General features: G+C 72.4%; 19 protein-coding genes. 9 read left to right on the forward strand and 10 right to left on the reverse strand.

Going from position 1 to position 20,282, the window contains the following annotated elements; all coding sequences use genetic code 11:
- Positions 1-30 precede the first annotated feature (30 nt).
- A complete protein-coding gene (locus ACFV0T_RS21885; RefSeq protein WP_385781534.1) occupies positions 31-1,803 on the forward strand; it encodes an ABC transporter ATP-binding protein in 1,773 nt (590 codons plus the stop codon).
- A gap of 19 nt (positions 1,804-1,822) precedes the next feature.
- On the opposite strand, the gene ACFV0T_RS21890 is transcribed toward ACFV0T_RS21885, so the two are convergent.
- Positions 1,823-2,179 (reverse strand): hypothetical protein, encoded by a 357-nt coding sequence (locus tag ACFV0T_RS21890; RefSeq protein ID WP_385781536.1) that lies wholly within the window; start codon positions 2,177-2,179, stop codon positions 1,823-1,825.
- Positions 2,180-2,318: 139 nt separating this feature from the next.
- Between ACFV0T_RS21890 and ACFV0T_RS21895 the strand changes: the two genes are divergently transcribed.
- Positions 2,319-2,603 carry a DUF5133 domain-containing protein gene (locus ACFV0T_RS21895; RefSeq protein ID WP_385781538.1) on the forward strand — a complete coding sequence of 95 codons (285 nt, stop codon included), beginning with the start codon at positions 2,319-2,321 and terminating at the stop codon, positions 2,601-2,603.
- A gap of 64 nt (positions 2,604-2,667) precedes the next feature.
- Entirely contained in the window at positions 2,668-2,883 is a 216-nt protein-coding gene (locus ACFV0T_RS21900; RefSeq protein ID WP_385781541.1) for a hypothetical protein, read from the forward strand.
- Positions 2,884-2,937: 54 nt separating this feature from the next.
- Here the strand turns inward: ACFV0T_RS21900 and tgmB are convergent, their stop codons facing one another.
- The 4 genes from tgmB to ACFV0T_RS21920 form a co-directional block, all read right to left on the reverse strand.
- Positions 2,938-3,924 (reverse strand): ATP-grasp ribosomal peptide maturase, encoded by a 987-nt coding sequence (gene tgmB / locus ACFV0T_RS21905; protein WP_385781543.1) that lies wholly within the window; start codon positions 3,922-3,924, stop codon positions 2,938-2,940.
- A 16-nt stretch (positions 3,925-3,940) separates the two neighbouring features.
- Positions 3,941-4,132 carry a putative ATP-grasp-modified RiPP gene (tgmA, locus tag ACFV0T_RS21910; protein ID WP_385781546.1) on the reverse strand — a complete coding sequence of 64 codons (192 nt, stop codon included), beginning with the start codon at positions 4,130-4,132 and terminating at the stop codon, positions 3,941-3,943.
- A 157-nt stretch (positions 4,133-4,289) separates the two neighbouring features.
- Positions 4,290-4,571: a YkvA family protein gene (locus tag ACFV0T_RS21915; RefSeq protein WP_385781549.1), complete on the reverse strand. Its 282-nt coding sequence runs from the start codon at positions 4,569-4,571 to the stop codon at positions 4,290-4,292.
- A gap of 521 nt (positions 4,572-5,092) precedes the next feature.
- Positions 5,093-6,238 carry a hypothetical protein gene (locus ACFV0T_RS21920; RefSeq protein WP_385781551.1) on the reverse strand — a complete coding sequence of 382 codons (1,146 nt, stop codon included), beginning with the start codon at positions 6,236-6,238 and terminating at the stop codon, positions 5,093-5,095.
- Between the two features lie 158 nt (positions 6,239-6,396).
- Here ACFV0T_RS21920 and ACFV0T_RS21925 point away from each other — a divergent pair, with 158 nt between their 5' ends.
- From ACFV0T_RS21925 to ACFV0T_RS21945, 5 genes are all read left to right on the forward strand, one after another.
- Entirely contained in the window at positions 6,397-7,191 is a 795-nt protein-coding gene (locus tag ACFV0T_RS21925) for an SDR family NAD(P)-dependent oxidoreductase (RefSeq protein WP_385781554.1), read from the forward strand.
- A 677-nt stretch (positions 7,192-7,868) separates the two neighbouring features.
- A complete protein-coding gene (locus ACFV0T_RS21930) occupies positions 7,869-8,279 on the forward strand; it encodes a hypothetical protein (RefSeq protein WP_385781557.1) in 411 nt (136 codons plus the stop codon).
- On the forward strand, positions 8,276-9,052 hold the full coding sequence (locus ACFV0T_RS21935) for a hypothetical protein (RefSeq protein WP_385781559.1): 777 nt from the start codon (positions 8,276-8,278) through the stop codon (positions 9,050-9,052). The genes ACFV0T_RS21930 and ACFV0T_RS21935 overlap by 4 nt, the downstream gene beginning before the upstream one ends.
- A gap of 38 nt (positions 9,053-9,090) precedes the next feature.
- Positions 9,091-9,612 carry a roadblock/LC7 domain-containing protein gene (locus ACFV0T_RS21940; protein ID WP_385781561.1) on the forward strand — a complete coding sequence of 174 codons (522 nt, stop codon included), beginning with the start codon at positions 9,091-9,093 and terminating at the stop codon, positions 9,610-9,612.
- Positions 9,613-9,665: 53 nt separating this feature from the next.
- Positions 9,666-10,040: a hypothetical protein gene (locus ACFV0T_RS21945; RefSeq protein ID WP_385781564.1), complete on the forward strand. Its 375-nt coding sequence runs from the start codon at positions 9,666-9,668 to the stop codon at positions 10,038-10,040.
- Positions 10,041-10,055: 15 nt separating this feature from the next.
- Here ACFV0T_RS21945 and ACFV0T_RS21950 read toward each other — a convergent pair whose 3' ends face one another.
- Positions 10,056-10,541: a hypothetical protein gene (locus ACFV0T_RS21950; protein ID WP_385781567.1), complete on the reverse strand. Its 486-nt coding sequence runs from the start codon at positions 10,539-10,541 to the stop codon at positions 10,056-10,058.
- A 228-nt stretch (positions 10,542-10,769) separates the two neighbouring features.
- Here ACFV0T_RS21950 and ACFV0T_RS21955 point away from each other — a divergent pair, with 228 nt between their 5' ends.
- On the forward strand, positions 10,770-12,428 hold the full coding sequence (locus tag ACFV0T_RS21955) for a serine/threonine-protein kinase (protein ID WP_385781569.1): 1,659 nt from the start codon (positions 10,770-10,772) through the stop codon (positions 12,426-12,428).
- Positions 12,429-12,535: 107 nt separating this feature from the next.
- Here the strand turns inward: ACFV0T_RS21955 and ACFV0T_RS21960 are convergent, their stop codons facing one another.
- The 4 genes from ACFV0T_RS21960 to ACFV0T_RS21975 form a co-directional block, all read right to left on the reverse strand.
- Positions 12,536-13,501: a DUF1152 domain-containing protein gene (locus tag ACFV0T_RS21960; protein ID WP_385781572.1), complete on the reverse strand. Its 966-nt coding sequence runs from the start codon at positions 13,499-13,501 to the stop codon at positions 12,536-12,538.
- A gap of 133 nt (positions 13,502-13,634) precedes the next feature.
- The gene (locus tag ACFV0T_RS21965; RefSeq protein ID WP_385781575.1) at positions 13,635-14,999 is read right to left on the reverse strand and encodes an FAD-dependent oxidoreductase; all 1,365 of its coding nucleotides are present in this window, start codon (positions 14,997-14,999) and stop codon (positions 13,635-13,637) included.
- Between the two features lie 124 nt (positions 15,000-15,123).
- Entirely contained in the window at positions 15,124-17,928 is a 2,805-nt protein-coding gene (locus tag ACFV0T_RS21970) for a SpoIIE family protein phosphatase (RefSeq protein ID WP_385781578.1), read from the reverse strand.
- 156 nt (positions 17,929-18,084) lie between these two features.
- Positions 18,085-20,040 (reverse strand): SpoIIE family protein phosphatase, encoded by a 1,956-nt coding sequence (locus tag ACFV0T_RS21975; RefSeq protein WP_385781580.1) that lies wholly within the window; start codon positions 20,038-20,040, stop codon positions 18,085-18,087.
- Positions 20,041-20,282 lie beyond the last annotated feature (242 nt).

The raw sequence follows: 20,282 nt of genomic DNA on the forward strand, positions 1-20,282 counted from the left end.
TGTCATCGGCAACGAGGAGGACCACCGTCCATGGCGTCGTCGCTGGAAAGACCGCTGGACCATCGGTACCGGGACGAACACCCGATCCGTACGCTCGCCTACCTGTTCCGCGCCGACCGTCGCCGACTCGCCGCGGCCGCCCTCGTCTTCACCGTCAAGCACAGTCCGATCTGGCTGCTGCCCCTCATCACCGCGTCCATCATCGACACCGTCGTCCAGCACCGGCCGATCAGCGGCCTCTGGACGAGCACCGGCGTCATCCTGCTCATCCTGCTGATCAACTATCCGCTGCATCTGCTCTACGTCCGGCTGCTGTACGGCAGCGTGCGCCGTATGGGCACCACCCTTCGCTCCGCGCTGTGCACCCGTATGCAGCAGCTCTCCATCGGCTACCACTCACGGGTCAGCGCCGGCGTCCTCCAGGCCAAGGTGGTGCGCGACGTCGAGACCGTCGAGCAGATGGTCCAGCAGACGGCGGAGACCGGACTCGGCGCGATCACCGTGCTCACCGGCGGCCTGGTCATCATCGCCGTACGCACCCCGGAGTTCGTCCCGGTCTTCCTCGTCGTGGTGCCCGCCGCCGCGCTTGTCGCGGCCCGGCTCCGGGCGCGCCTGCGCACCCACAACGAACACTTCCGCCACGAGGTGGAGACCCTCTCCTCCCGTGTGACGGAGATGACCCGTCTCATCCCGGTCACCCGCGCCCACGGACTGGAGGGCAAGGCGCTGCGCCGCATGGACGGCACGCTGCGCAGCCTGCTCACGTCCGGGATGCGCCTGGACCTCGTCAACGGCCGGTTCGGCTCGCTGTCCTGGGTGGTCCTCAACGTGGTCGGCGTGCTGGTCCTCGCCGGCGCGGCGCTGGTGTCGTACTACGGCGTCTGGGGCGTCACCGCCGGCGATGTCGTCATGCTCAGCGCGTTCCTGACCACCCTCACCAACTCCACCACGACGCTGGCCGGTCTGGCGCCCGTCATCACCAAGGGCCTGGAGTCCGTGCGTTCGGTCGGCGAGGTGCTCCAGGCGCCCGAACTGGAGGACAACGAGGGGAAGGCGGAGCTCACCTCGCTGCACGGCGCCGTCACCTTCCAGGGCGTCGGCTACGCGTACGAGGACAGCGGGCGGCCCGCGGTGCGCGACTTCACCCTCTCCGTCGTACCCGGCGAGACCGTCGCCCTCGTGGGCGCCTCCGGCGCGGGCAAGTCCACCGTGCTCAACCTCGTCATCGGCTTCATCCGGCCCACCTCGGGCCGGCTGCTGCTCGACGGCACCGACATGAACACGCTGGACCTGCGCACCTACCGCCGGTTCGTGTCGGTGGTACCGCAGGAGTCCGTCCTCTTCGACGGCACGATCCGCGAGAACGTCGCCTACGGCATGGAGGACGAGGTCGACGAGGAGACCGTCCGCGCGGCGCTGCGTGACGCCAACGCGATGGAGTTCGTCGAGCGGCTCCCGCAGGACCTGGACACGACGGTCGGCGAACGCGGCGCCCGGCTCTCCGGCGGCCAGCGGCAGCGCCTGGCCATCGCCCGGGCCCTGATCCGGGACCCCAGGGTGCTGGTCCTTGACGAGGCGACCTCGGCCCTCGACACCCGGTCCGAGGCGCTGGTCCAACAGGCCCTCGCCCGGCTCCTGCACGGCCGCACCACGTTCGTCGTCGCGCACCGGCTGTCCACCGTGCGCGGTGCGGACCGGATCGTCGTGCTGGGGGACGGCCGGATCGTGGAGACGGGGACGCACGAGGAACTCCTGTGCCGCGGCGGCGCCTACACGGCGCTGCACAGCGGCCAGGTCGCCTGACGGCACGCCCGGGGGCCGGTCAGGCCGCGCTGCTCCTGCGGGTGCGGTGCCGGCACGCCGAGTCGTGGTCGGTGCCCAGGCTGGTCCACCAGCGTTCGCAGCACGCGGCGTCCAGTTGCGACCTGACCGCGACGTCGAGCGCCGTGCCGGGGTGCGCGGACGGCGCCGCGTGCAGCCGGCGCAGCCGGGCCGCGGCCCTGCGGTGGTCGCACAGCACGCTCTCCCGCACCACGGCGATGACCTGCACGAGACTCGCGGCCACGAACAGGCAACCGGCCCAGGCGGATCCGTACCGGAACGCGACGACGGCCGTCGAGGCCAGCGCGGCGCCGGTGACGAGATAGAGGACGCAGAGGAGTCTGCTGGAGCGGGCCATGGCGGTACACCGTTCGTCGGGAGGGGCGTGCCCTTGTTCAACTGCTTCGAGCGCATTTGGAAGCGGGCGGTTTCGCGTGTCGTGCATGCCCGACGCCCCGCCGGGCAGACGGACCGGAAAGTCGAGAGAGGGGCGTTCCGTGCTCGTTCCGGACCCGAAGGTCGTCAGAAGGCTGCTCACCCGCTACGCGTCGTTGCAGATCGCCAGGGCGGAGCGGGCAGGTGTGGCCGCAGCGGCACGGGAGTTGGAGGACGTCAGCTACACCCTCTGCGTTCTCATGGGGACCGAGAGCGTGCGTGAGGCGATCGCGAGGGCGGATGCGCTGTTGTTGTCCGCGAGGCGTGGGAAGTCCGCTCTGTCGACGGCTGTCCGGTTCTCTCCCGGCTCTCCCGGAATTAACACCCAGGTGTGCGAGGGCGCCTAGACTGGGAGGCTGTGCCGAGGCGCAGCAGCGCAGGAGGCGTACCAGACGAAAGGCGCGTTGCCGGGTGTTCCACGATTCCCCCATCTACGACCGACTCATCGCGGAACGCGGCGACGTCCCCACCCAGGTGCGCCGGGAGGCCGAACGCGTCAGCCGGGAACTGGAGATCGTGCTGCGGCCCACCCAGGCGCTCGGTTATCCCGACCCCTCCTCGCGCCCGTCCTCTTCCGGCGCGGGGTGGCAGCGGACGGCCCTGCTGCCCGGCCAGTTGCCGCACTGATCGACCGTCGGTCCGCTCAGGAGCGCGTTACGGCCCGGGGGAGGGCGGACGGGCTCAAGGCGTCGCCGTACCGGAGCAGTTGACGCGCTCCGGGTGCTGCTCGGGTACCGACTGCGCCAGCCACTCCGCGATGCCGCGGGCGATCGGCTGGCCCGTGTCCACCTCGACGAAGCCGAACTGGCCCGACTGGTTGCACTCCAGGAACCACCAGGTCCCGTCGGCGTCCTCGGCGAAGTCGAAGGCGCCGTAGGCCAGTTCCGCCTCGCGGAGATAGGCCTGCACGCCGGCGGCGATCCGCGGCGGCACCTCGACCGGGCACCACGGCACCGCGGACGTGGCGTAGCGCACGTCCACCAGGTCCGGGGAGGCGTCCGGGTCGGTCGCCTTGCGCGCGGCCAGCATCCGCTCGCCCACCACGGTCAGCCGGATGTCGGCACGCTTGGCGACCCGGCGCTGAAGCAGCGTCGGCCCGTACGCGACGGCGCTGAAGTCGGCGTCCGGAGCCACCCTGCTGGTCGGCACCGCGCGGGGCGGGTCCTGCGGGTGGGCGCCCGAGACGGGCTTGACCACCAGGTCCGGATAGCGGTCCGCGAACTCGCGGGCGGCCTGCGGGAAAGTCGTGATGAGCGTGGCCGGGACAGGCAGCCCGGTGCGCTGGGCCAGCCGTAGCTGCCAGGGTTTGTGCCGGGCGCGCACGGCCGCGTCGGGGTGGTTCATCCAGCGTGCCCCGCTGCCGCGGAGCATGCCGTAGAGCGCCTGTGCGGACTCCTCGGCCAGCCAGGCGGAGGCTCCGGCGGCGCGCGAGGCCGGGGCGCCGGGTCTGCGCACCCAGACGGAGCGCAGGCCGTCGATGCTCACCAGGCGTCCTGCGGAGGACAGATGGCCGCGGAAGGCACCGTGGACGTACTCACCGGAGAGCGCGACGCTGTTGGTGAGGTCGGCCGGATCGAGCCGGACCACGGGGACGCCGGTCGCGTTCAGGTGGACGATCACCATGTCCGCCGTGACGTCCTCTTCACAGGTCAGGATCAGTACGGTCATTGTCGGCGGCTCGTGTTCAGTCGTCGAAGTGGGTCTTCGAGCCCGCCGTGGAGGTAGTGGTCCCGAGTTCTCTCAGCAGGGCGTGGTCGCGGGCGGCTATCCGACCGTCGAAGAGTACGTTCAACTGCAGTCCGGAGTCGTAGGCATACGGAGTTGCGAACTCCAACTCCGCCGCCGGGCGTGCGTAGTTGAGCGCGAACGGTTGCATGGTCTCTCCCTCTTCGGTACTGCCTCGATCAAGCGGTGTCGCCCGGCCACATCACTCGGCCCGCTGTCCTACAGCGACCCCCAGGTACTTATACGAATCGAACGAGTGATTGGTTTCCTTACTCTCCGTGACGTTCGGCGCCTGGGGCGCCGGTACGTCAGCCCTCCACACCGGTGCGATCGGGAGAACGGTGCAGGGTGCGGAGGGCGAGCAGGAGCACGCCGATGTCGTCGAGGTAGACGGGGTCGGGCAACAGATCGGTCGGCAGTACGAAGTACAGGACCGCGCCCCAGAAGACCCAGCGCGGTCCGGTCGGAAGTCCCGCGCGCCGCAGGCCCTGTCGGGCGCGGACCAGCCGCACCAGCACGCCGACGGCCACGGCGAACAGGGCCACTGCCGCCACCACGGCGACGGCGATGAACGTGGTGGTCGTATCCACGGACCCTCCCTCGCGCGGTGTACCGCGCCGCGTCTGGTCTTCCCCGGTAATTTTCCCCCGCTCGTGTCAGTCGAATGCCCGTTTTTGTTGGCGGAAAGCACGTTTCCGGCAGGTGCTTCACACGACTGCTTCACATGGCTGCTCCACACGCCCCTTCCGCGCGGCTGTTTCACGCTGTCGCTTCACCCGAGTGGCGAGGTGTGCCGCGCGCACCTGGTGATGGGCAGGGTCAAGTCGCGTGTCGCCTTCGGGGGCGGCCGCCCCCATCAGGCCGACGACGCCCACGAGATGATCCGTGCCGCCGACGCAGCTCCCGCCGATTCCCCCTGTTTCTCAGCGGGTCGAGACGTGAAGCGGCCGCGTCGGATCCGGTGCGCGCCGATGCCGGGGACGTCGGCCTGCACCGGCACGTGGTCCGATCGGGCCGCCGATCGCTGCCCCGCTGCCGCTCCCAGTGCCGTGGCGGGCAACGGTTGCCCGTGCCGGGCGTCGCGACGGGGCGAACGTCGCCTGCTGCGGCACTAGCGGTCGGCCGGCGGTTCCGTCCCGGTCTTCTCGGCCGTGGCCTCGGGGTGCGCCGCGGGGCGCGGTACCCTCGGGCCGCCCTTGAAGCGTTCCCAAGTGCGCGTCAGCTGCTGGAGCGGGGAACCGTTCTGCCTGCCCGCCACGGGCCGCAGTTCGCCGACGGAGTCGCGGTAGGCGGCCAGCGCCTCGTTCGCCCGCTCGGCGGCCTCCCGGTACAGGTCCCGGGACTTCGTCATGGCGTCGAGGGCCTCGGCGTACATCGCCACGAGCTTGCGCTCGCGGTCGAGCTCCTCCTCCAGCGTCAGCAGCCGCCAGTCCTGCCGCAGCGCGGTGAGCGCCGCCTCGGCGCCGTCCGGCAGCGGCCGCGGCAGCGCGGCGTAACGCGTCACCGCGTCCAGCAGTTCGGTCGGCTCCGAGCCGTCCAGGAAGACGCTGCGTACGGCGAAGTCGGCGGCCTCGTACCCGGGCGCGGACGGTGTTCCCGGCAGCACCACCGCGCCCCCGCGCGGCAGCTCCACGCCGAATTCGCGCAGCGCCCAGTTCACCGCGCGCAGCTGGTGCGGCGCGGCGCGGTGCTCCACCACCCGGTGATGCAGGCCGGACCCCAGCAGCGGGGTCAGCGGGCGACGCCCCCGCTGGTCGGGGGTCATGGCCTCGTGGACGACGACATGGACGGCCCAGCTGCCACGTACCGCCGTACGCAGCAGGCGCCGTAGCTCCTTGTCGTCCTCGGGGAGCGCGTTGGTGTCGAGGAACCTCAGACGGGTGGCCGCCTCGTGGTCCCAGGAGATGTCCCGCTCCTGGGGCCAGAACATGGTCGCGGGGGAGGGTCCGCGCTGGTCCCAGGGCTGCTCGGCCTCCGCGACCAGCGTCCAGTCCTGCCCGAAGGCCGAGTCCTCCGTGAGCGTCAGCCGGGCCCGGACGGTCACCTCCGGCGGGACCGTCCAGCGGGCCTCGAAGATCCGTTCGCTCTCCGCGCTCTCGGACTCCGGTACCTCCAGGAAGTCCTGGATCACCTCGGTGTCCTTGAGCCGGCGGAGGTTGCTGCGCAGAACGTCGGCCGCGGCCGGTCCGAGATGACGGCCCCGGACCAGCCAGACCGTCGGGGGAGTGGTGGGCGGCGCGCTGGGAGAGGTCGGCATGAGTCCATCTGTGAGGCGGGGACGACGTGCGGATGCCAGTATCGTCGCCGCAGGTCGCGCGAGATCAGGCGGGGGTCGTCCTGCGGGGAGGGGAATCGTCGGGGAAGGTGGGCAGGGGGAGCAGACCGGTCGACCACACGTCCGAGAAGGAGTGACCGATGAGACTGGACCTCGAAGGACGGACCGCCCTGGTGACGGGCTCCTCCCAGGGCATCGGCGCGGCGATCGCGGCGGGCCTGGCCCGTGCCGGAGCCCAGGTCGGCGTCAACGGACGTGACGCCGACCGGCTCGCGGACACCGTCGAGACCCTGCGCGCCGAGGTGCCGGACGGGATGTTCGTGCCCGTCGCGGCCGACCTCGGCACCGAGGAGGGCGCCGCCCACGTGGTCGACGCGCTGCCCGAGGTGGACATCCTCGTCAACAACCTCGGCATCTTCGGGGCCCGCCCCGCGCTGGAGATCAGCGACGACGAGTGGCGCCGCTACTTCGAGATCAACGTCCTGGCGGGCATCCGGCTGACGCGCGCCTACCTGCCCCGGATGACGGGACGCGGCTGGGGCCGCGTGCTGTACATCGCCAGCGAGTCGGCCGTCGTCATTCCCGCCGAGATGATCCACTACGGCATGACGAAGACCGCGCTCCTCGCGGTGAGCCGCGGTTTCGCCAAGGAGGCGGCCGGCACCGGTGTCACGGTCAACTCCGTCCTCGCCGGGCCGACGCACACCGAGGGCGTCGAGGACTTCGTGTACGACCTGGTGGGCCGAGAACTGCCCTGGGACGAGGCCGAGCGCGTCTTCATGAGCGAGCACCGCCCGCAGTCGCTGCTCCGTCGGCTGATCACGCCCGAGGAGATCGCGAATCTCGTCGTCTACCTGAGCTCACCCCTCGCGTCCGCCACCACCGGCGGGGCCGTGCGCGTCGACGGCGGCTGCATCGACGCGATCATTCCGTAGCACGCCGCTGACGGACGTGGGCACTCCTGACCAGAGAGGATGTCTCTGGCCTGCGCGAACACTCCCGACCGGCGGGGACACCCCCGACCGGCGGGGACACCCCCGACCGGCGGGGACATCCAGGACCGGCGCGAACACCCGGACCGGCGAGGACATCCCAGACCATCGAGGACATCCCGGACCAGTGCGAACATCCGGGACCGGCGGGGACACCCCACCACGGGCGTGGGCTTCTCGACCGGCACGCAGGCGGCGGACCGGTGCAAGCATCTCCGACCGGCGGGAGGGGTCAGGGCGCGGCGCGGGCATTCCCGACCGGTGTGCGGAGTCGTCGCCCGGCGCGAGGTGTCGCGGTGCGGTGTGCGGAGTCGTGGCCCGGCGCCAAGGGTCGCGGCGTGGCGCGAGGGGCGAGGGCACGGCGCGTGCGCGCACGGGGTGTGTGCCATTCACTCCGATCCACCGGCGTTCACCCGTGTCCCGGGCACGCTCCGGCACGGAGAATCAGCGGGCGGACTGGCCCCGCCCATCCATCCGCGTCGGGGCGGGGCCCGTTCGCCCACCGTCCGCGTCACGCGCATGTTCCGCTGGAAAATGCCAAAGCCTTCACCCGGAGCCGACACATTCCGTAGTCTCGGCATCACGTTCGCGGTACATCCGTGCGGGGAGGGGGATCCTGCGTGCCCGGAATCGACGAGAGTCTGCTGGACGCCATGCGTGTGCCGGGCGCCCGAGGCGCGTCGGTGGTCGACTGGGTCAGCGGGCTCGCCCTGGGCGTGGTCGGCGAGGCGTCGAGCGGGGACCACGAGGCGACGGCCGTGGAGACGGCGGAGTTCGCCCGCGCCGCCCTGGAGAGCCGCTCCTTCGCCCCGGCGGGCGACGACGGCCGGCCGGAGCGGGACCCGGGCGTGACACCGCCCGTGGAGGACATGATCGTCACGACCGCCGACTCCTACCACGTGCTCAGGTTCGTCAGCACGCCCTTCGACAGCAGCGTCTTCCTCCACCTGTGGCTGGACCGCACCGCCGGGAACCTGGCCCTGGCCCGCATCCGGCTGGCCGAGACGGCGGATCGACTGGTGCTCGGATGACCCCGTTACCGCTGACGGACGCCACGGTCCTGAACTCGCTCGAAACCCTCGCCGCCGACCGCGCGACCGGTGCCCTCACCAGCGAGCGCGGTACCTTCTACCTCCTCGCCGGACACATCGCGCACGTGGACTCCCCCTTCGCCCCCGACCTCGGCCTGCTGCTCACCGGCAGCGGCGCCGTCGACCCCGCCGGCTGGCGGGAGGCGCTCGACCGGGGTGGCACACGTCGGGGCGTCGGGCGCCAACTCGTGGACAGCGGACGCCTCGCCGCCGGAGCGCTGGAGCTGTGCCACCTCGGCGTGCTGTTCGACGCCGCGTACTTCGCCCTCGGTGACACCGGCCGCGCCGCGCGCTTCCGGCCCGGCATCGCGCACTGGCTCGGCGAGGTGCGTCCCGTACCGGTCGACACCGTCGTACGCGAGTCGCGGCGGCGCCGTGAGCAACTCCAGCGCATCTGGCCCGAGCCCGACATCGACAGCGCCCCGCTCACCCGGGTGCCCGGCGCCCGCACGGGAGCGCTGCCCACCCGGCGCGGGCGGACGCTGGCGCAGGTCGACGGCGTGCGTACGGCCGCCGAGATCGCCTCGGCGCTGGCCTGGCGGACCTTCCCGACCCTCGTCGAACTGCGTCGACTCGCCGCCGACGGACTCGTCACCGCCGTGTCCGGCCCACCCGCGTCACCCGACCCGAGCCTCCCCTGGCACACGGCGGCCCAGGACGAGGTCGACACGGCCCTGCTGCGGCGGCTTCGAGACGCCTTGGAGGCACTGTGATCCGCGCGCGCCGACAGCGTGCCGAAAGGAGACTGGTCATGGCCGTCGAGGCCGACGTCCTGAGCGAACTGCGCCGACTGCGCACCCGCATACCCCAGCTGGCGGGGTCCCTGGCGGCCAGCGCCGACGGTCTCGTCCTCGCCCAGGACCTGCCGGACGCCGAAACGGAGGGGCTGGCGGCCCTCACCGCGGCAGCCCTCGGCGTCGCCCACCGCATGGTGGACACCGCGAGACGCGGCGAGTTCTGCGAGCTGTTGGTGCGGGGCGCCGACGGCTATGTCGCGACCTACGCGGCGGGCCCGTCCGCGGTGCTCACCCTGCTGGCCGACAGCCGCGCCAATGTCGGCCGGCTTCACCTGGAGGGCCGGCGCAGTGGTGCGCGCATCGCGGAACTCGTCGCCGCCCACGCCGATCCCGACGGGACCACGCACCTCCCCGGGCGGGCGACCGCGCTGAGCGACCCGACGGCACAGGTCGACTCCGGCCGCACGCTCGGCACCCTGCCGCTGCGCATACCGCAGCAGTCCCGGCACCGGCTGCGGCCGGACACCGGCGGCTGAGACCCGCACCAGCCCCTTCCAACCGAACCGTCCGACCTGAAAGGACCTGAAGCATGGCCAACCTGGAGACCTCGCTCAAGGAGTGCCTGAGCTCGATCGACGGCGCCACCGCGGCAGCCCTCGTCGACTACACGAGCGGCATGGCGTTGGGCACGCTCGGCGGCGGCAAGGACTTCGACCTGGAGGTGGCGGCAGCGGGCAACACGGACGTCGTCCGGTCCAAGCTGCGCACGATGGAACACCTCGGCCTCCAGGGCGAGATCGAGGACATCCTGATCACCCTCAGCAGTCAGTACCACCTGATCCGGCTGCTCAAGGGACGTGACGGAACGGGGCTGTTCCTCTACCTCGTGCTCGACTCCGGGCGCGCCAACCTGGCGATGGCCCGGCACCAACTGCGCAAGATCGAGAACGATCTGGAAATCTGAGCGGTCCGCCCCGGTTCAGCGGCGGTCACGGCCACGGCGGCCCGGCGCCTCACGGGCGGGCGTGTCGCCGACGGGCGGGCCGCTGAACCCACCGGGCACGAGACGCTGCGGTGCCACCCGCGGTGCCGGGGGTACGGGCGCGGATCCCTGCTCGCCCGGATTCGCGAGCGGTGCCGCCCGGCCCAGCACCCGGGTGTGGGGCATCAGCGGGGCGCACACGGAACAGACCTCGCTGAGCGTCCACACCTGGCCCACCGACGGATCGTGACGCAGGACGAGAAGGACCATGCCCCCGCAGGAGACCCGGGTGCCCTCGTGGAGCACGCACCGCTGCTGACGGCACGAGCACGCGGCGTCGGGACGTACCGCCGCCGCCTTCGCGTGGGCGGCGGCATGGGCTTCGGCGAAGCGGCGCTGGGCGGCGATGTCGCGGGAACGGGGCGGCATGCTGCACGCCGAGGAGCAGCTGACGGAGGCGGTGCGGTCGCGGTGCCCGGTCACCCGGATCGTCCAGGACCGACCGGGACGGCGAGCTGAGGGCGCGTCAGGGTACGTGAGAGCCAAGACCACATGTCCTTCACGGGAGGAGTCGGGCGGAAAGTGCCGCTCAGGGAGATCTACCCGTACTTGCGTCACTCACAGCATCCGCGGGACAACGGATTTTCCCGCGCCGGCGCATACCACCGCACCGGCTCAACACGCGCCGCACCGTGGCCCTAGGCTCCCCCCATGAGTACAGGGGGATCCGGCAGACGGGTGGTCGACGGCCGCTTCGAACTGGTCGAGAGACTGGGCGGCGGGGGCATGGGCTGGGTGTGGCGCGCCCACGATCTGGCGCTCCAGCGCGACGTGGCCGTCAAGGAGGTACGCCCGCCGGATCCGGCGCTCGCCGAGTACGACCCCGAGGGTGCCCGCACCCTGCGCGAGCGGGTGCTGCGGGAGGCCCGCGCCCTGGCCCGGCTGCACCACCCCAACGTGGTCACCATCCACCACATCGTCGACGGCGGCCCGGACACCTATCCGTGGATCGTGATGGAGCTCGTCACCGGCGGCTCGCTCCAGGAACGTCTCGACCGTGGCGTGATGACCCCGGGCGAGGCGGCCCGGTTCGGCCGAGAGCTGCTGGCGGCGCTGCGCGCGGCCCACGCCGTCGGCATCGAACATCGCGACGTGAAACCGGCGAACGTCCTGCTGCGCCCGGACGGCCGCCCCGTCCTCACCGACTTCGGCATCGCGGCCGTCCGTGAGTCCGTCAACCTGACCGCGACCGGCGCGGTCATCGGCTCTCCCGACTACATGGCACCGGAACGCGTCGGCGGCAAGGAGGGCGGTCCGGCCTCCGACCTCTGGTCGCTGGCCATGCTGCTCTACGTCGCGCTCGAGGGTCACCATCCGCTGCGCCGGGCGAGCACGCTCGCCACCCTCGCCGCCGTACTGAGCGAGGACGTGCCCGCCCCGCTGCGGGCCGGGCCGCTGACCGGAGTGCTCACCGCCGTGCTGGTCCGGGACCCGCAGGCGCGCCCCGACGCGGAGACGGTCGACCGGATGCTCGCGGAGGCGACATCGGACGAGCCCGTGCCACCGCCGCCCCATGCCTCCGGCACCACGTCCTACCGGCCGCCGGCGCCGCCCCCGGCCTCCGCCACCACGTCCTACCGGCTGGCGCCGCCGCCGGGCGCCGGTCCCACCGTCACCCCGGACGGGAGGCCCCCGCACCGCACCCGCCGTACGGCCGCCATCGCGGCAGCGGCCGCGGGCACGGTGCTGACCGGCGTCCTGGTGTGGACACTGCTGCCGTCCGGGGACCGCGACTCCGGTGGTACGCCCGATTCGTCGACATCGACATCGGCATCGGCATCGCAGTCGACGTCGGCGCACACCAGCACTCGCCCCACGTCCCCGAGCGCCCAGGCCACCCAGGACGCCAAGGAGACGACCAGTCTGCTCACCCCGGCCGGCATCCGCAGGACCGTGGCGAAGCTCGAGGCGGTCTCGGGCGACACGAAGGTCACCCGCTTCGTCCTCTACGAGGAGTACGCCATCGCCGAGGCGCCCGTCGCGGGCCACCCCGAGCTGTACGACCGGTACAGCTACCGGGGCGGAGACGTCGCCGTCAAGGACGGCCCGGGCGGCACGGTGACCAGCGGCATGGTCCCCGTGGACCTGGACGCCTTCGAATGGGACACCGTGCCCGCACTCCTGCGCAAGGCGCACGACACCCTCAACGTCCCGTCCCCCACCAGCCGTTACCTGATCGTCAGCCCCGTCTCCAGTGTCAGCGACACCGAGCCGACGATGAGCGTCTACCTGTCGGACGACTACGGCGGCGGATACATCAAGGCCAACGTCCACGGAGAGGTGATCGCGACCTACCCGCGCGGGGACTAGTGCCACGGCACCAGCGGGCCCGGGGGCCTGCCCCGCCACCGGGCCGGCGTCGGTGGCCGGCATGCCGGCGGGACTGCCTGGCGCGGGCGCGAGCGGGTTCGCGCCGCTCAGTGCGGGAACGCGCGGGGCGGACGCTGAGCCGGCAGTTCGTCGCGGAACTCCTCGATGACGGAGCTGATCTGCCGGGTGAGCGCGGTGTTCTCCAGGCGCTCCAGGTAGAGGCTGCGGCGGGCCAGGCCGACGGCGTCGACGCAGAAGTACAGCGCCATCAGCGGATTGACGAACAGTTCGCTGTTCCTGGTCCGCTCGGTGAACCGCACATCGCCGAACTCGCCCCGCACGGCGGCCGCGACGGAGCCGTTGACGATGCTCGGGTGGTCCGGTGTGCAGCCCTGGGCGTGCGCCACCGCGTCGACGTAGAGAGCGCCTTCGCGGCTGTCGTACGGAAGCGAGAACGCCCCCAGATAGGCGCCCTCGCGCTGGAGGGCGGCCAGGTTCTCCAGGACCAGGGAGTGGTTGACCCCGTGGTAGGCGTCCACACCGAAGCCGAGGCAGGCCACCAGCCGGTGCTCGACCTCGTGCAGCCCGGCGACCGCGCCCAGGCTGGCCATGTCCTCCTCCGGCGTACCGAGCCCGTGCTCGTCACCGCGCATCAGTATGTCGGTGCCGCCGTCCACCAGCACGATCGCGTCGACGCCGTCCAGGTGCTTCAGCAACGCGCGGTAGGCGGCGCGCAGCGGGGCGACGCCCGTACGGGACAGCGCGTACACCGTGGCCGGCAGGCCGTGCAGTTCGAGCCAGCGCGCGAGGGTGCGTTCGGGGAAGTAGTCGCCGCGCGCGGCGGTGTCCGGGCGGACGGCGGCGACGTCCTGTTCCAGCCATACGTCCGGATCCAGGCCGTACAGGTCGGCGAAGGAGAGGTTGGCCAGGTGGACGTCCTTGCCGGCCGCGCGCAGGGCTAGGGCCAGCGGAAGACCGGCGTAGACGTCGAATCCGCCGCCCGCACCGGCCACGAGGATCCGCCGCGCGTCCCGCAGCCGGGTGAAGAGGGGAGGCTCCTGGAGGGTGAACACCGGGGGAAGTTAGCAGGTCGGGGGTGCCTGCCTCACCGCATTTCGCGCCCGGCGGGCAGCGGCCCGCGGACACCGGGCCCGGAGACACAGGTGCCTCCGGGCCCGCGGGGTCAGCGGGGTGTCGCGCGGTGCGTCACGCGCCGCTCTCCCTGAGCATGTCCTCGCGCTCGACGAGCTTCACCCGCGCGCGGCCCTGGGGCTCGCCCAGCGCCTTCTCGGCGGCGTCCAGCTTGTACCAGCCCTCCCAGGTGGTGAAGCGCACGCCGCGCTCGGCGAGGAACGCGTCCACGGCCTCGGGCTCGGGAGAGGCCGGCGCGTTCAGGCGGCCGTTCGCGTGGTCGTCCAGCAGGTTGGACACCGTCTCGTTGGCGTCGCCCTTGGTGTGGCCGATGAGGCCGACCGGTCCGCGCCGGATCCAGCCGGTGACGTAGACGGACCGCAGGTGCGCGCCGCTCTCCTCGACGACCCGGCCGCCCTCGTCCGGGACGGTGCCCGAGTCGATGTCCCAGGGCAGCTTCGGCAGCTTGTCGGAGAGGTAGCCCACGGCGCGGTACACAGCGCCGAGGTCCCAGTCCTTGAACTCGCCGGTGCCCTTGACGTTTCCGGTGCCGTCGAGGGCGGTGCGCTCGGTGCGCAGACCGACCACCTTGCCGTCCTCGCCGAGGATCTCGGTCGGTGACTCGAAGAAGTGCAGGAACAGCTTGTGCGGCCGCTCGCCGATGTCGCGGATCGCCCAGTTCTCCAGGGTCTTGGCGACCATGTCCGCCTGCTTGTTGCCGCGCCGGGTGGCGATCGAGCCCTCGTCGTAGTCGATGTCCTCGGGGTCGACGATGACCTCGATGTTCGGCGAGTGGTCCAGCTCCCGCAGCTCCATCGGGCTGAACTTCGCCTGCGCCGGACCACGGCGGCCGAAGACGTGGACTTCGAGGGCCTTGTTGGCCTTCAGGCCGTCGTGGACGTTCGGCGGGATCTCCGTCGGCAGCAGTTCGTCCGCCGTCTTGGCCAGGATGCGCGCCACGTCGAGCGCGACGTTGCCGACGCCGAGGACGGCGACCTTCTCGGCCTCCAGCGGCCAGGTGCGCGGCACGTCGGGGTGGCCGTCGTACCAGGAGACGAAGTCGGCAGCGCCGTACGAGCCCTCGAGGTCGACGCCGGGTATGCGCAGCTCGCGGTCGGCCGTCGCGCCGGTGGAGAAGACCACGGCGTCGTAGAAGGCGCGCAGGTCGTCCAGGCTGAGGTCGGACGGGTAGTCGACGTTGCCGAAGAGGCGGATCTGGGGCTTGTCGAGCACCTGGTGCAGGGCCGTGATGATGCCCTTGATGCGGGGGTGGTCGGGCGCGACGCCGTAGCGGATCAGGCCGAACGGGGCCGGCATGCGTTCGAAGAGGTCGATCGAGACACCGGGGTCGGCGGCCACTTCGGACTTCAGCAGCGCGTCGGCGGCGTAGATCCCGGCGGGGCCGGCTCCGACGATGGCTACCCGCAGGGGGCGGGGCATGATCAGGTTCCCTTCGAGCGATGACAAGCGACTCGACGGGAAGCCTAAACTAAGGCAAACCTTAGTAGGTATGCGGGTCCGGTCTATGAGCTCATAAGCCCCATTGATGACTGGACGGCGGACGTCAGGGCAGCGGCTGCTCCGCCCAGATGAACTTACCGTGCGGTGTGTACCGGGTGCCCCACCGGTCGGCCAGCTGCGCGACGAGGAACAGGCCGCGGCCGCCCTCGTCGGTCATGGCCGCGTGCCGCATGTGGGGCGAGGTGCTGCCGCCGTCGAAGACCTCGCAGATCAGACTTCTGTCGCGCAGCAGGCGCACGCGCAAAGGGGCGGCGCCGTAGCGGATCGCGTTGGTGACCAGCTCGCTGACGATCAGCTCCGAGGTGAAGGTCAGCTCCTCCAGGTCCCACTCCGCCAGCTGACGGGTGACCCGGGCCCGTACGTCCTGCACCGCCGCCGGGTCCATCGGCACCTCCCACTCCGAGACGTGGTCGGCGTCGAGCGCCCGGGTCCGGGCCACGATCAGGGCGATGTCGTCGCCCGGCCGGTCCGGGAGCAGCTCGTCGAGCACGCCCTGACAGGTGGCCTCGGGCGACGGCCCGGTCCGCGCCAGGGCGGTGCGCAGCAGCTCCAGACCGGTGTCGATGTCGCGCACCCGGTCCTCGACCAGCCCGTCCGTGTACAGCACCAGCCGGCTGCCCTCCGCCAGCTCCACCTCCGCCGTCTCGAACGGCAGCCCGCCGACACCGAGCGGTGGACCGGCCGGCACGTCCAGGAAGTCGACCCGGCCGTCGGGCCGGACCACGGCGGGCGGCGGGTGGCCGGCGCGGGCGAGGGTGCAGCGCCGGGAGACCGGGTCGTACACCGCGTAGAGGCAGGTCGCACCGCTGACGGGCGCGCCGGTGCCCGCCGCAGTCTCGTCCTGGTCGATCCGGCTGACCAGCTCGTCCAGCAGGGCGAGCAGTTCGTCGGGCGACAGGTCGAGCGCGGAGAAGTTGTGCACCGCGGTGCGCAGCCTGCCCATGGTGGCCGCCGCGTGCAGCCCGTGACCCACCACATCGCCCACGACGAGCGCCACCCGGGCCCCGGACAACGGCAGTACGTCGAACCAGTCGCCGCCGACCCCGGCCTGCGCGGGCAGATAGCGGTAGGCGACGTCCAGGGCGCCCTGCGTGGGCAGATTGCGCGGGAGCAGACTGCGCTGCAACGTTTCGGCCATGCTGTGCTCGCGCGTGTAGCGGCGGGCGTTGTCGATGGACACCGCGGCACGGGCGACCAGTTCCTCGGCGAGGGCCACCTCGTCCTCGTTGAACGGCTCGGGCCGCTCCGAGCGCCAGAAGCTGACCACGCCCAGGATCAGGGCGCCCGCCCGCACCGGCACGGTGATCAGCGAGTGGATGCCGTACTCGACGACCTGCTCGGTGCGTTCGAGGTCCTGCACGCGCCAGCCCTGCGCCCGCTCCAGCCAGGGTTCGACGACGGCCTGGCCGGTGGCGACGCTGTGCGCCTGCGGCGAGGAGGACACGAACCGGATCTGGTCGCCGACCGCGTAGAGCGGGGCGTCCTTGCGGATGCCGCTCGACGCCGTACGGCGCAGCGCGTCGCCGGCCTCGGGCTCCTCGCCGCCGAGCACGGCGTCGAACAGGTCGACGGTCGCGAAGTCCGCGAACCGGGGGACGGCCAGCTCGCCCAGCTCCTCGGCGGTCCTGGTCACGTCCAGGCTGGTGCCGATGCCCACCCCGGCGGCGTAGAGGATGTCCAGTCGTTCCCGCGCCGCGTCCGCCCGGCCGGACAGGGCGCGCAGTTCGGTGGAGTCGCGCAGCGTGGCCACGCTGCCCGGCGGGCCGCCCTCCAGGTCCGTGGGCCGGTGGTTGATCGCCAGCAGCCGGTCGCCGACCAGGTGCACCTCGTCCGTCGCGACCCGGCCCGAGGCGAGCAGACGGGCGGTGTCGGGATCGAGACCGAGGTCCAGCACATGGCGCCCCTCGGCGTCCGCCGGCAGGTCCAGCAGCCGACGGGCCTCGTCGTTGGCGAGCAGCAGATCGCCCTTCCCGCCGAGGATGATCACGCCTTCCCGGACGGAGTGCAGCACCGCGTCGTGGTGTTCGTACATCCGGGTCATCTCGTGCGGGCCGAGACCGTGGGTCTGCCGCAGCAGCCGTCGGCTGACCAGCGCCGTGCCCCCCGTGGCCAGCGCGAGGCTCGTGCCCGCGGCGCCCAGCAGCAGCGGCACCTGCCGTTCCGCGGCGCCGCCGACGTGCGCGGTGGTGATGCCGGCCGAGACCAGGCCCACGACCGAGCCGTTCGGCCCCTTGACCGGCACCACGGCCTGCACCAGCCGGCCGATGGTCCCGTCGACCTCCTCGATCACGACGCCGCCGTCCAGCGCGGGCTGGAGCGTGCCGACGAACTTCTTGCCGATGCGGTCCGGCTTGGGGTGCGTGTAGCGGACCCCGTCGGTGTTCATCACCACGATGAAGTCGACCTTCGTGGCCTCGCGGGCGGCCTCGGCCTGCGGCTGGAGCAGGGCGGTGGGGTCCGGGCCGCGCAGCGCCGCGCGGATTCCGGGGGAGTTGGCGAAGGTCTCGGCGACGGCGAGCGAACGGTTGCGCGCCTCCGTGGTGCTGTCGTGCCGTACCTGGAGGACCAGCGCCACCACCGCGGCCACCACCAGCAGCAGCACGATGACCACGTTCAGTACGAACACCTGTGCGGCGAGGCTGCGTCCGCCCAACGCGGACCGCAGTCCCGCGCGATTTTCCCACCGCGATCGGCCCTCGCCGTCCCGGTGCCCGGCCGAGGTGCGGTCCGCCGGGACTCGGCGTGACCGCTGCTCGCGCGTGCGGCGCGCGCGCTCTGGAGCGCGCGGTGTGCGGTGACCGCCGGGACGGGTTGACCGAGGCCCCGCTCGACCCAGGAGTCGGACCATGTGCCCATGTCTACACTGCCGGGCCCCGCGAGGCGAGAGGCGTCACGCCTTGAGTGGAAGCCTTCACCCCTACTGGGCGGCCTGGACGTGGCAGCGGCGGCCATGTCGGGGTGGCGGGCCGTGGGGGAGCGGGTCGCGTCGCGGGTCGAGGTGGCGTCAGCCGACCCGGCGCGCCGCGGCGTGACGGGTGGCCAGCAGGAGCGCGATGTCGTCGGGCCGGTCGGCGGCGTGCCGGGCCGTCGCGGTGAGCCGGTCGGCGAGCCCGGCCAGGGCCCGCGCTTCCCGGCGCGGCTGTGCCCGGCGGGTGAAAGAGGAGGCGGCGGCCCGGTCCAGGGCCACGCACAGTGCGCCGATGCCGTAGTCGATGTCGTGGCCGGGCCGTTCGACCAGGCCGTCGGTGTAGAGGGCCAGGATCGCGCCGGGCTCCAGCCGCAGTTCCATCACGGGGTAGTGGGCGTCCGGGGTCACTCCGAGGACGACACCGCCGGGGATGTCCACGACACGCGTACGGCCGTCGGCGCGGCGTAGCAGGGGAGGCGGGTGCCCCGCTCGGGCGACCCGGAGCAGGCCGGTGGCGGGGTCCAGCCGGAGGTAGCAGCAGCTGGCGAACTGGCCGGGATCGAGGTCGATGAGCAGCCGGTTGGTACCGCTCATCACCTCGTCGGGCGGACGGTCGCCGAGAGCGAACGCGCACACGGCGGTGCGCAGCTGCCCCATGGTGGCGGCCGCCTGGACCCCGTGCCCCTGTACGTCCCCGATCACCAGGGCCAGCCCGTCTCCGGCCTCGACGACGTCGTACCAGTCGCCGCCCACGTCCATGCCCTGGGTGCCGGGCAGGTACCGCCCGGCGGTCTCCACCTGCGGGTGGGTGGACAGCCGCCGGGGGAGCAGGGCCTGCTGGAGTCCGCGGGCGAGGGCGGCCTCGGAGTCGTAGCGCTGGGCCTTCTCCATCGCGTGGGCGATCAGCCCGGCGAGCGCGGTGAGCACCGTACGTTCCTCGGTGCTGAAGCTGCGGGGCCGCTCGAAGCCGAGGATGCACGAGCCGACCGGGCGTCCGGAGGCGATGAGCGGCAGGAAGGCACGCGCGCCCCTCGTGGCGTCCAGCGCCATGCCGGGATATACCGCCCGCATCTGCTCCATCGACTCGAAGAACAGCGGGCGGCCGGTGGTGAGCGTCTCGACGCCCGGCAGCCGGGCGTCTAGCCCCACGCCCTCGAAAGCGGCGAGGAACCCCTCGGGGAAGCCGTTCTCCCAGGCCAGGTAGAGGTGCTGGTCCTGCAACAGGTAGATGGCGAGCCGGCGGCCGCCGAACGCGGGCAGCAGTTCCTTCGTCACCACCGCGGACACCTGCCGGGCGGTCACCGCCTCGGTCAGCGCGATCGCCAGCACGATGGGCCGGTACTGCGGGGCCGTCGGGGCGGCGCCGGACGCGAAACCACCGGTCCGGGGCAGCTCACCGGCGGAGGGGCCGCCTTGTGCCGTCGGCTGCGGATCACCGGGTTCGGTCATGCGGTTCGACGGCACGATGGTGCAGGTGAGGATATCCGGCCCGGGGTAGACGGACAGGGCGAGGCAGTCGCCCTCGATCACCGCGTCCGCCGCCTCGGCGGGACGGCGGACATCCACCGGGTCCGGTGCCAGCAGGGCACCGCGCAGATGGTCCTCGAACGCGGGCTGTCGCAGCCAGGGCACGCCCTCCCACAGCGCACGTCCGAGCAGCCGGGCCCTGGACAGCCCCAGCAGGTGCGCGGCCCGCGGGTTCGCGTAGACGACCTGCCCCAGCCGGTCCAGACAGAACACGCCCTCCGCGAGCAGACCGGCCGCCGCGTCGGCGGGTGAATCGGCACTCGGGTCGCGCAGGACGCCCCTCGGGGGGTGATCGGGGAGCGGCCCCGGAGCCTTCCCCCGGTTCCGGTGCCAGCAGTTCCAGCAGCCGTAGCGCGCCGTCCGCCGCCCGTACCGGCAGGGGCAGGGGCGGCGGTCTGCCCTCGGCGGTCTCCCGCAGCAGGGCCAGCAGCCGGGCGGAGTCGAGGGGGGTGAGCGTGCGGGCCAGGTCGCGCAGGGTGGTGGGGAACTCGCCCGCGGGAAGGCCGAGCAGGGCGTGCGCGTCACTGTCGGGGGTGACCAGGTCTGTCACCGGGTCCCAGGAGAAGTGTGCCGAGCGGCCCGAGAGCGGGTGGGTGGCCGGTGGCCGTACCGAGAGCGGACGGTCGTTCCAGGTCAGGGGCGGTCCGTCGGCCTCCAGAAGACGCAGTGAGCCGCCCAGGTCGAGGGCCAGGCGGGCCAGCCGTTCCTGGTCCGCCCGCAGCGCGGCGATGTCCGCGGCGGCGGGGCGCATCGACGCGAGGACGCCG

The sequence above is a fragment of the Streptomyces sp. NPDC059582 genome (assembly GCF_042735715.1).
In the GTDB taxonomy this organism is placed as follows: Bacteria; Actinomycetota; Actinomycetes; order Streptomycetales; family Streptomycetaceae; genus Streptomyces.

Excerpts from the sequence above, each read along its gene's own strand:
- ACFV0T_RS21885 (WP_385781534.1), top strand. The coding sequence starts at position 31 with ATGGCGTCGTCGCTGGAAAGACCGCTGGACCATCGGTACCGGGACGAA.
- ACFV0T_RS21890 (WP_385781536.1), bottom strand. The coding sequence starts at position 2,179 with ATGGCCCGCTCCAGCAGACTCCTCTGCGTCCTCTATCTCGTCACCGGC.
- tgmB (WP_385781543.1), bottom strand. The coding sequence starts at position 3,924 with ATGACCGTACTGATCCTGACCTGTGAAGAGGACGTCACGGCGGACATG.
- tgmA (WP_385781546.1), bottom strand. The coding sequence starts at position 4,132 with ATGCAACCGTTCGCGCTCAACTACGCACGCCCGGCGGCGGAGTTGGAG.
- ACFV0T_RS21920 (WP_385781551.1), bottom strand. The coding sequence starts at position 6,238 with ATGCCGACCTCTCCCAGCGCGCCGCCCACCACTCCCCCGACGGTCTGG.
- ACFV0T_RS21925 (WP_385781554.1), top strand. The coding sequence starts at position 6,397 with ATGAGACTGGACCTCGAAGGACGGACCGCCCTGGTGACGGGCTCCTCC.
- ACFV0T_RS21935 (WP_385781559.1), top strand. The coding sequence starts at position 8,276 with ATGACCCCGTTACCGCTGACGGACGCCACGGTCCTGAACTCGCTCGAA.
- ACFV0T_RS21940 (WP_385781561.1), top strand. The coding sequence starts at position 9,091 with ATGGCCGTCGAGGCCGACGTCCTGAGCGAACTGCGCCGACTGCGCACC.
- ACFV0T_RS21945 (WP_385781564.1), top strand. The coding sequence starts at position 9,666 with ATGGCCAACCTGGAGACCTCGCTCAAGGAGTGCCTGAGCTCGATCGAC.
- ACFV0T_RS21955 (WP_385781569.1), top strand. The coding sequence starts at position 10,770 with ATGAGTACAGGGGGATCCGGCAGACGGGTGGTCGACGGCCGCTTCGAA.
- ACFV0T_RS21965 (WP_385781575.1), bottom strand. The coding sequence starts at position 14,999 with ATGCCCCGCCCCCTGCGGGTAGCCATCGTCGGAGCCGGCCCCGCCGGG.
- ACFV0T_RS21970 (WP_385781578.1), bottom strand. The coding sequence starts at position 17,928 with ATGGTCCGACTCCTGGGTCGAGCGGGGCCTCGGTCAACCCGTCCCGGC.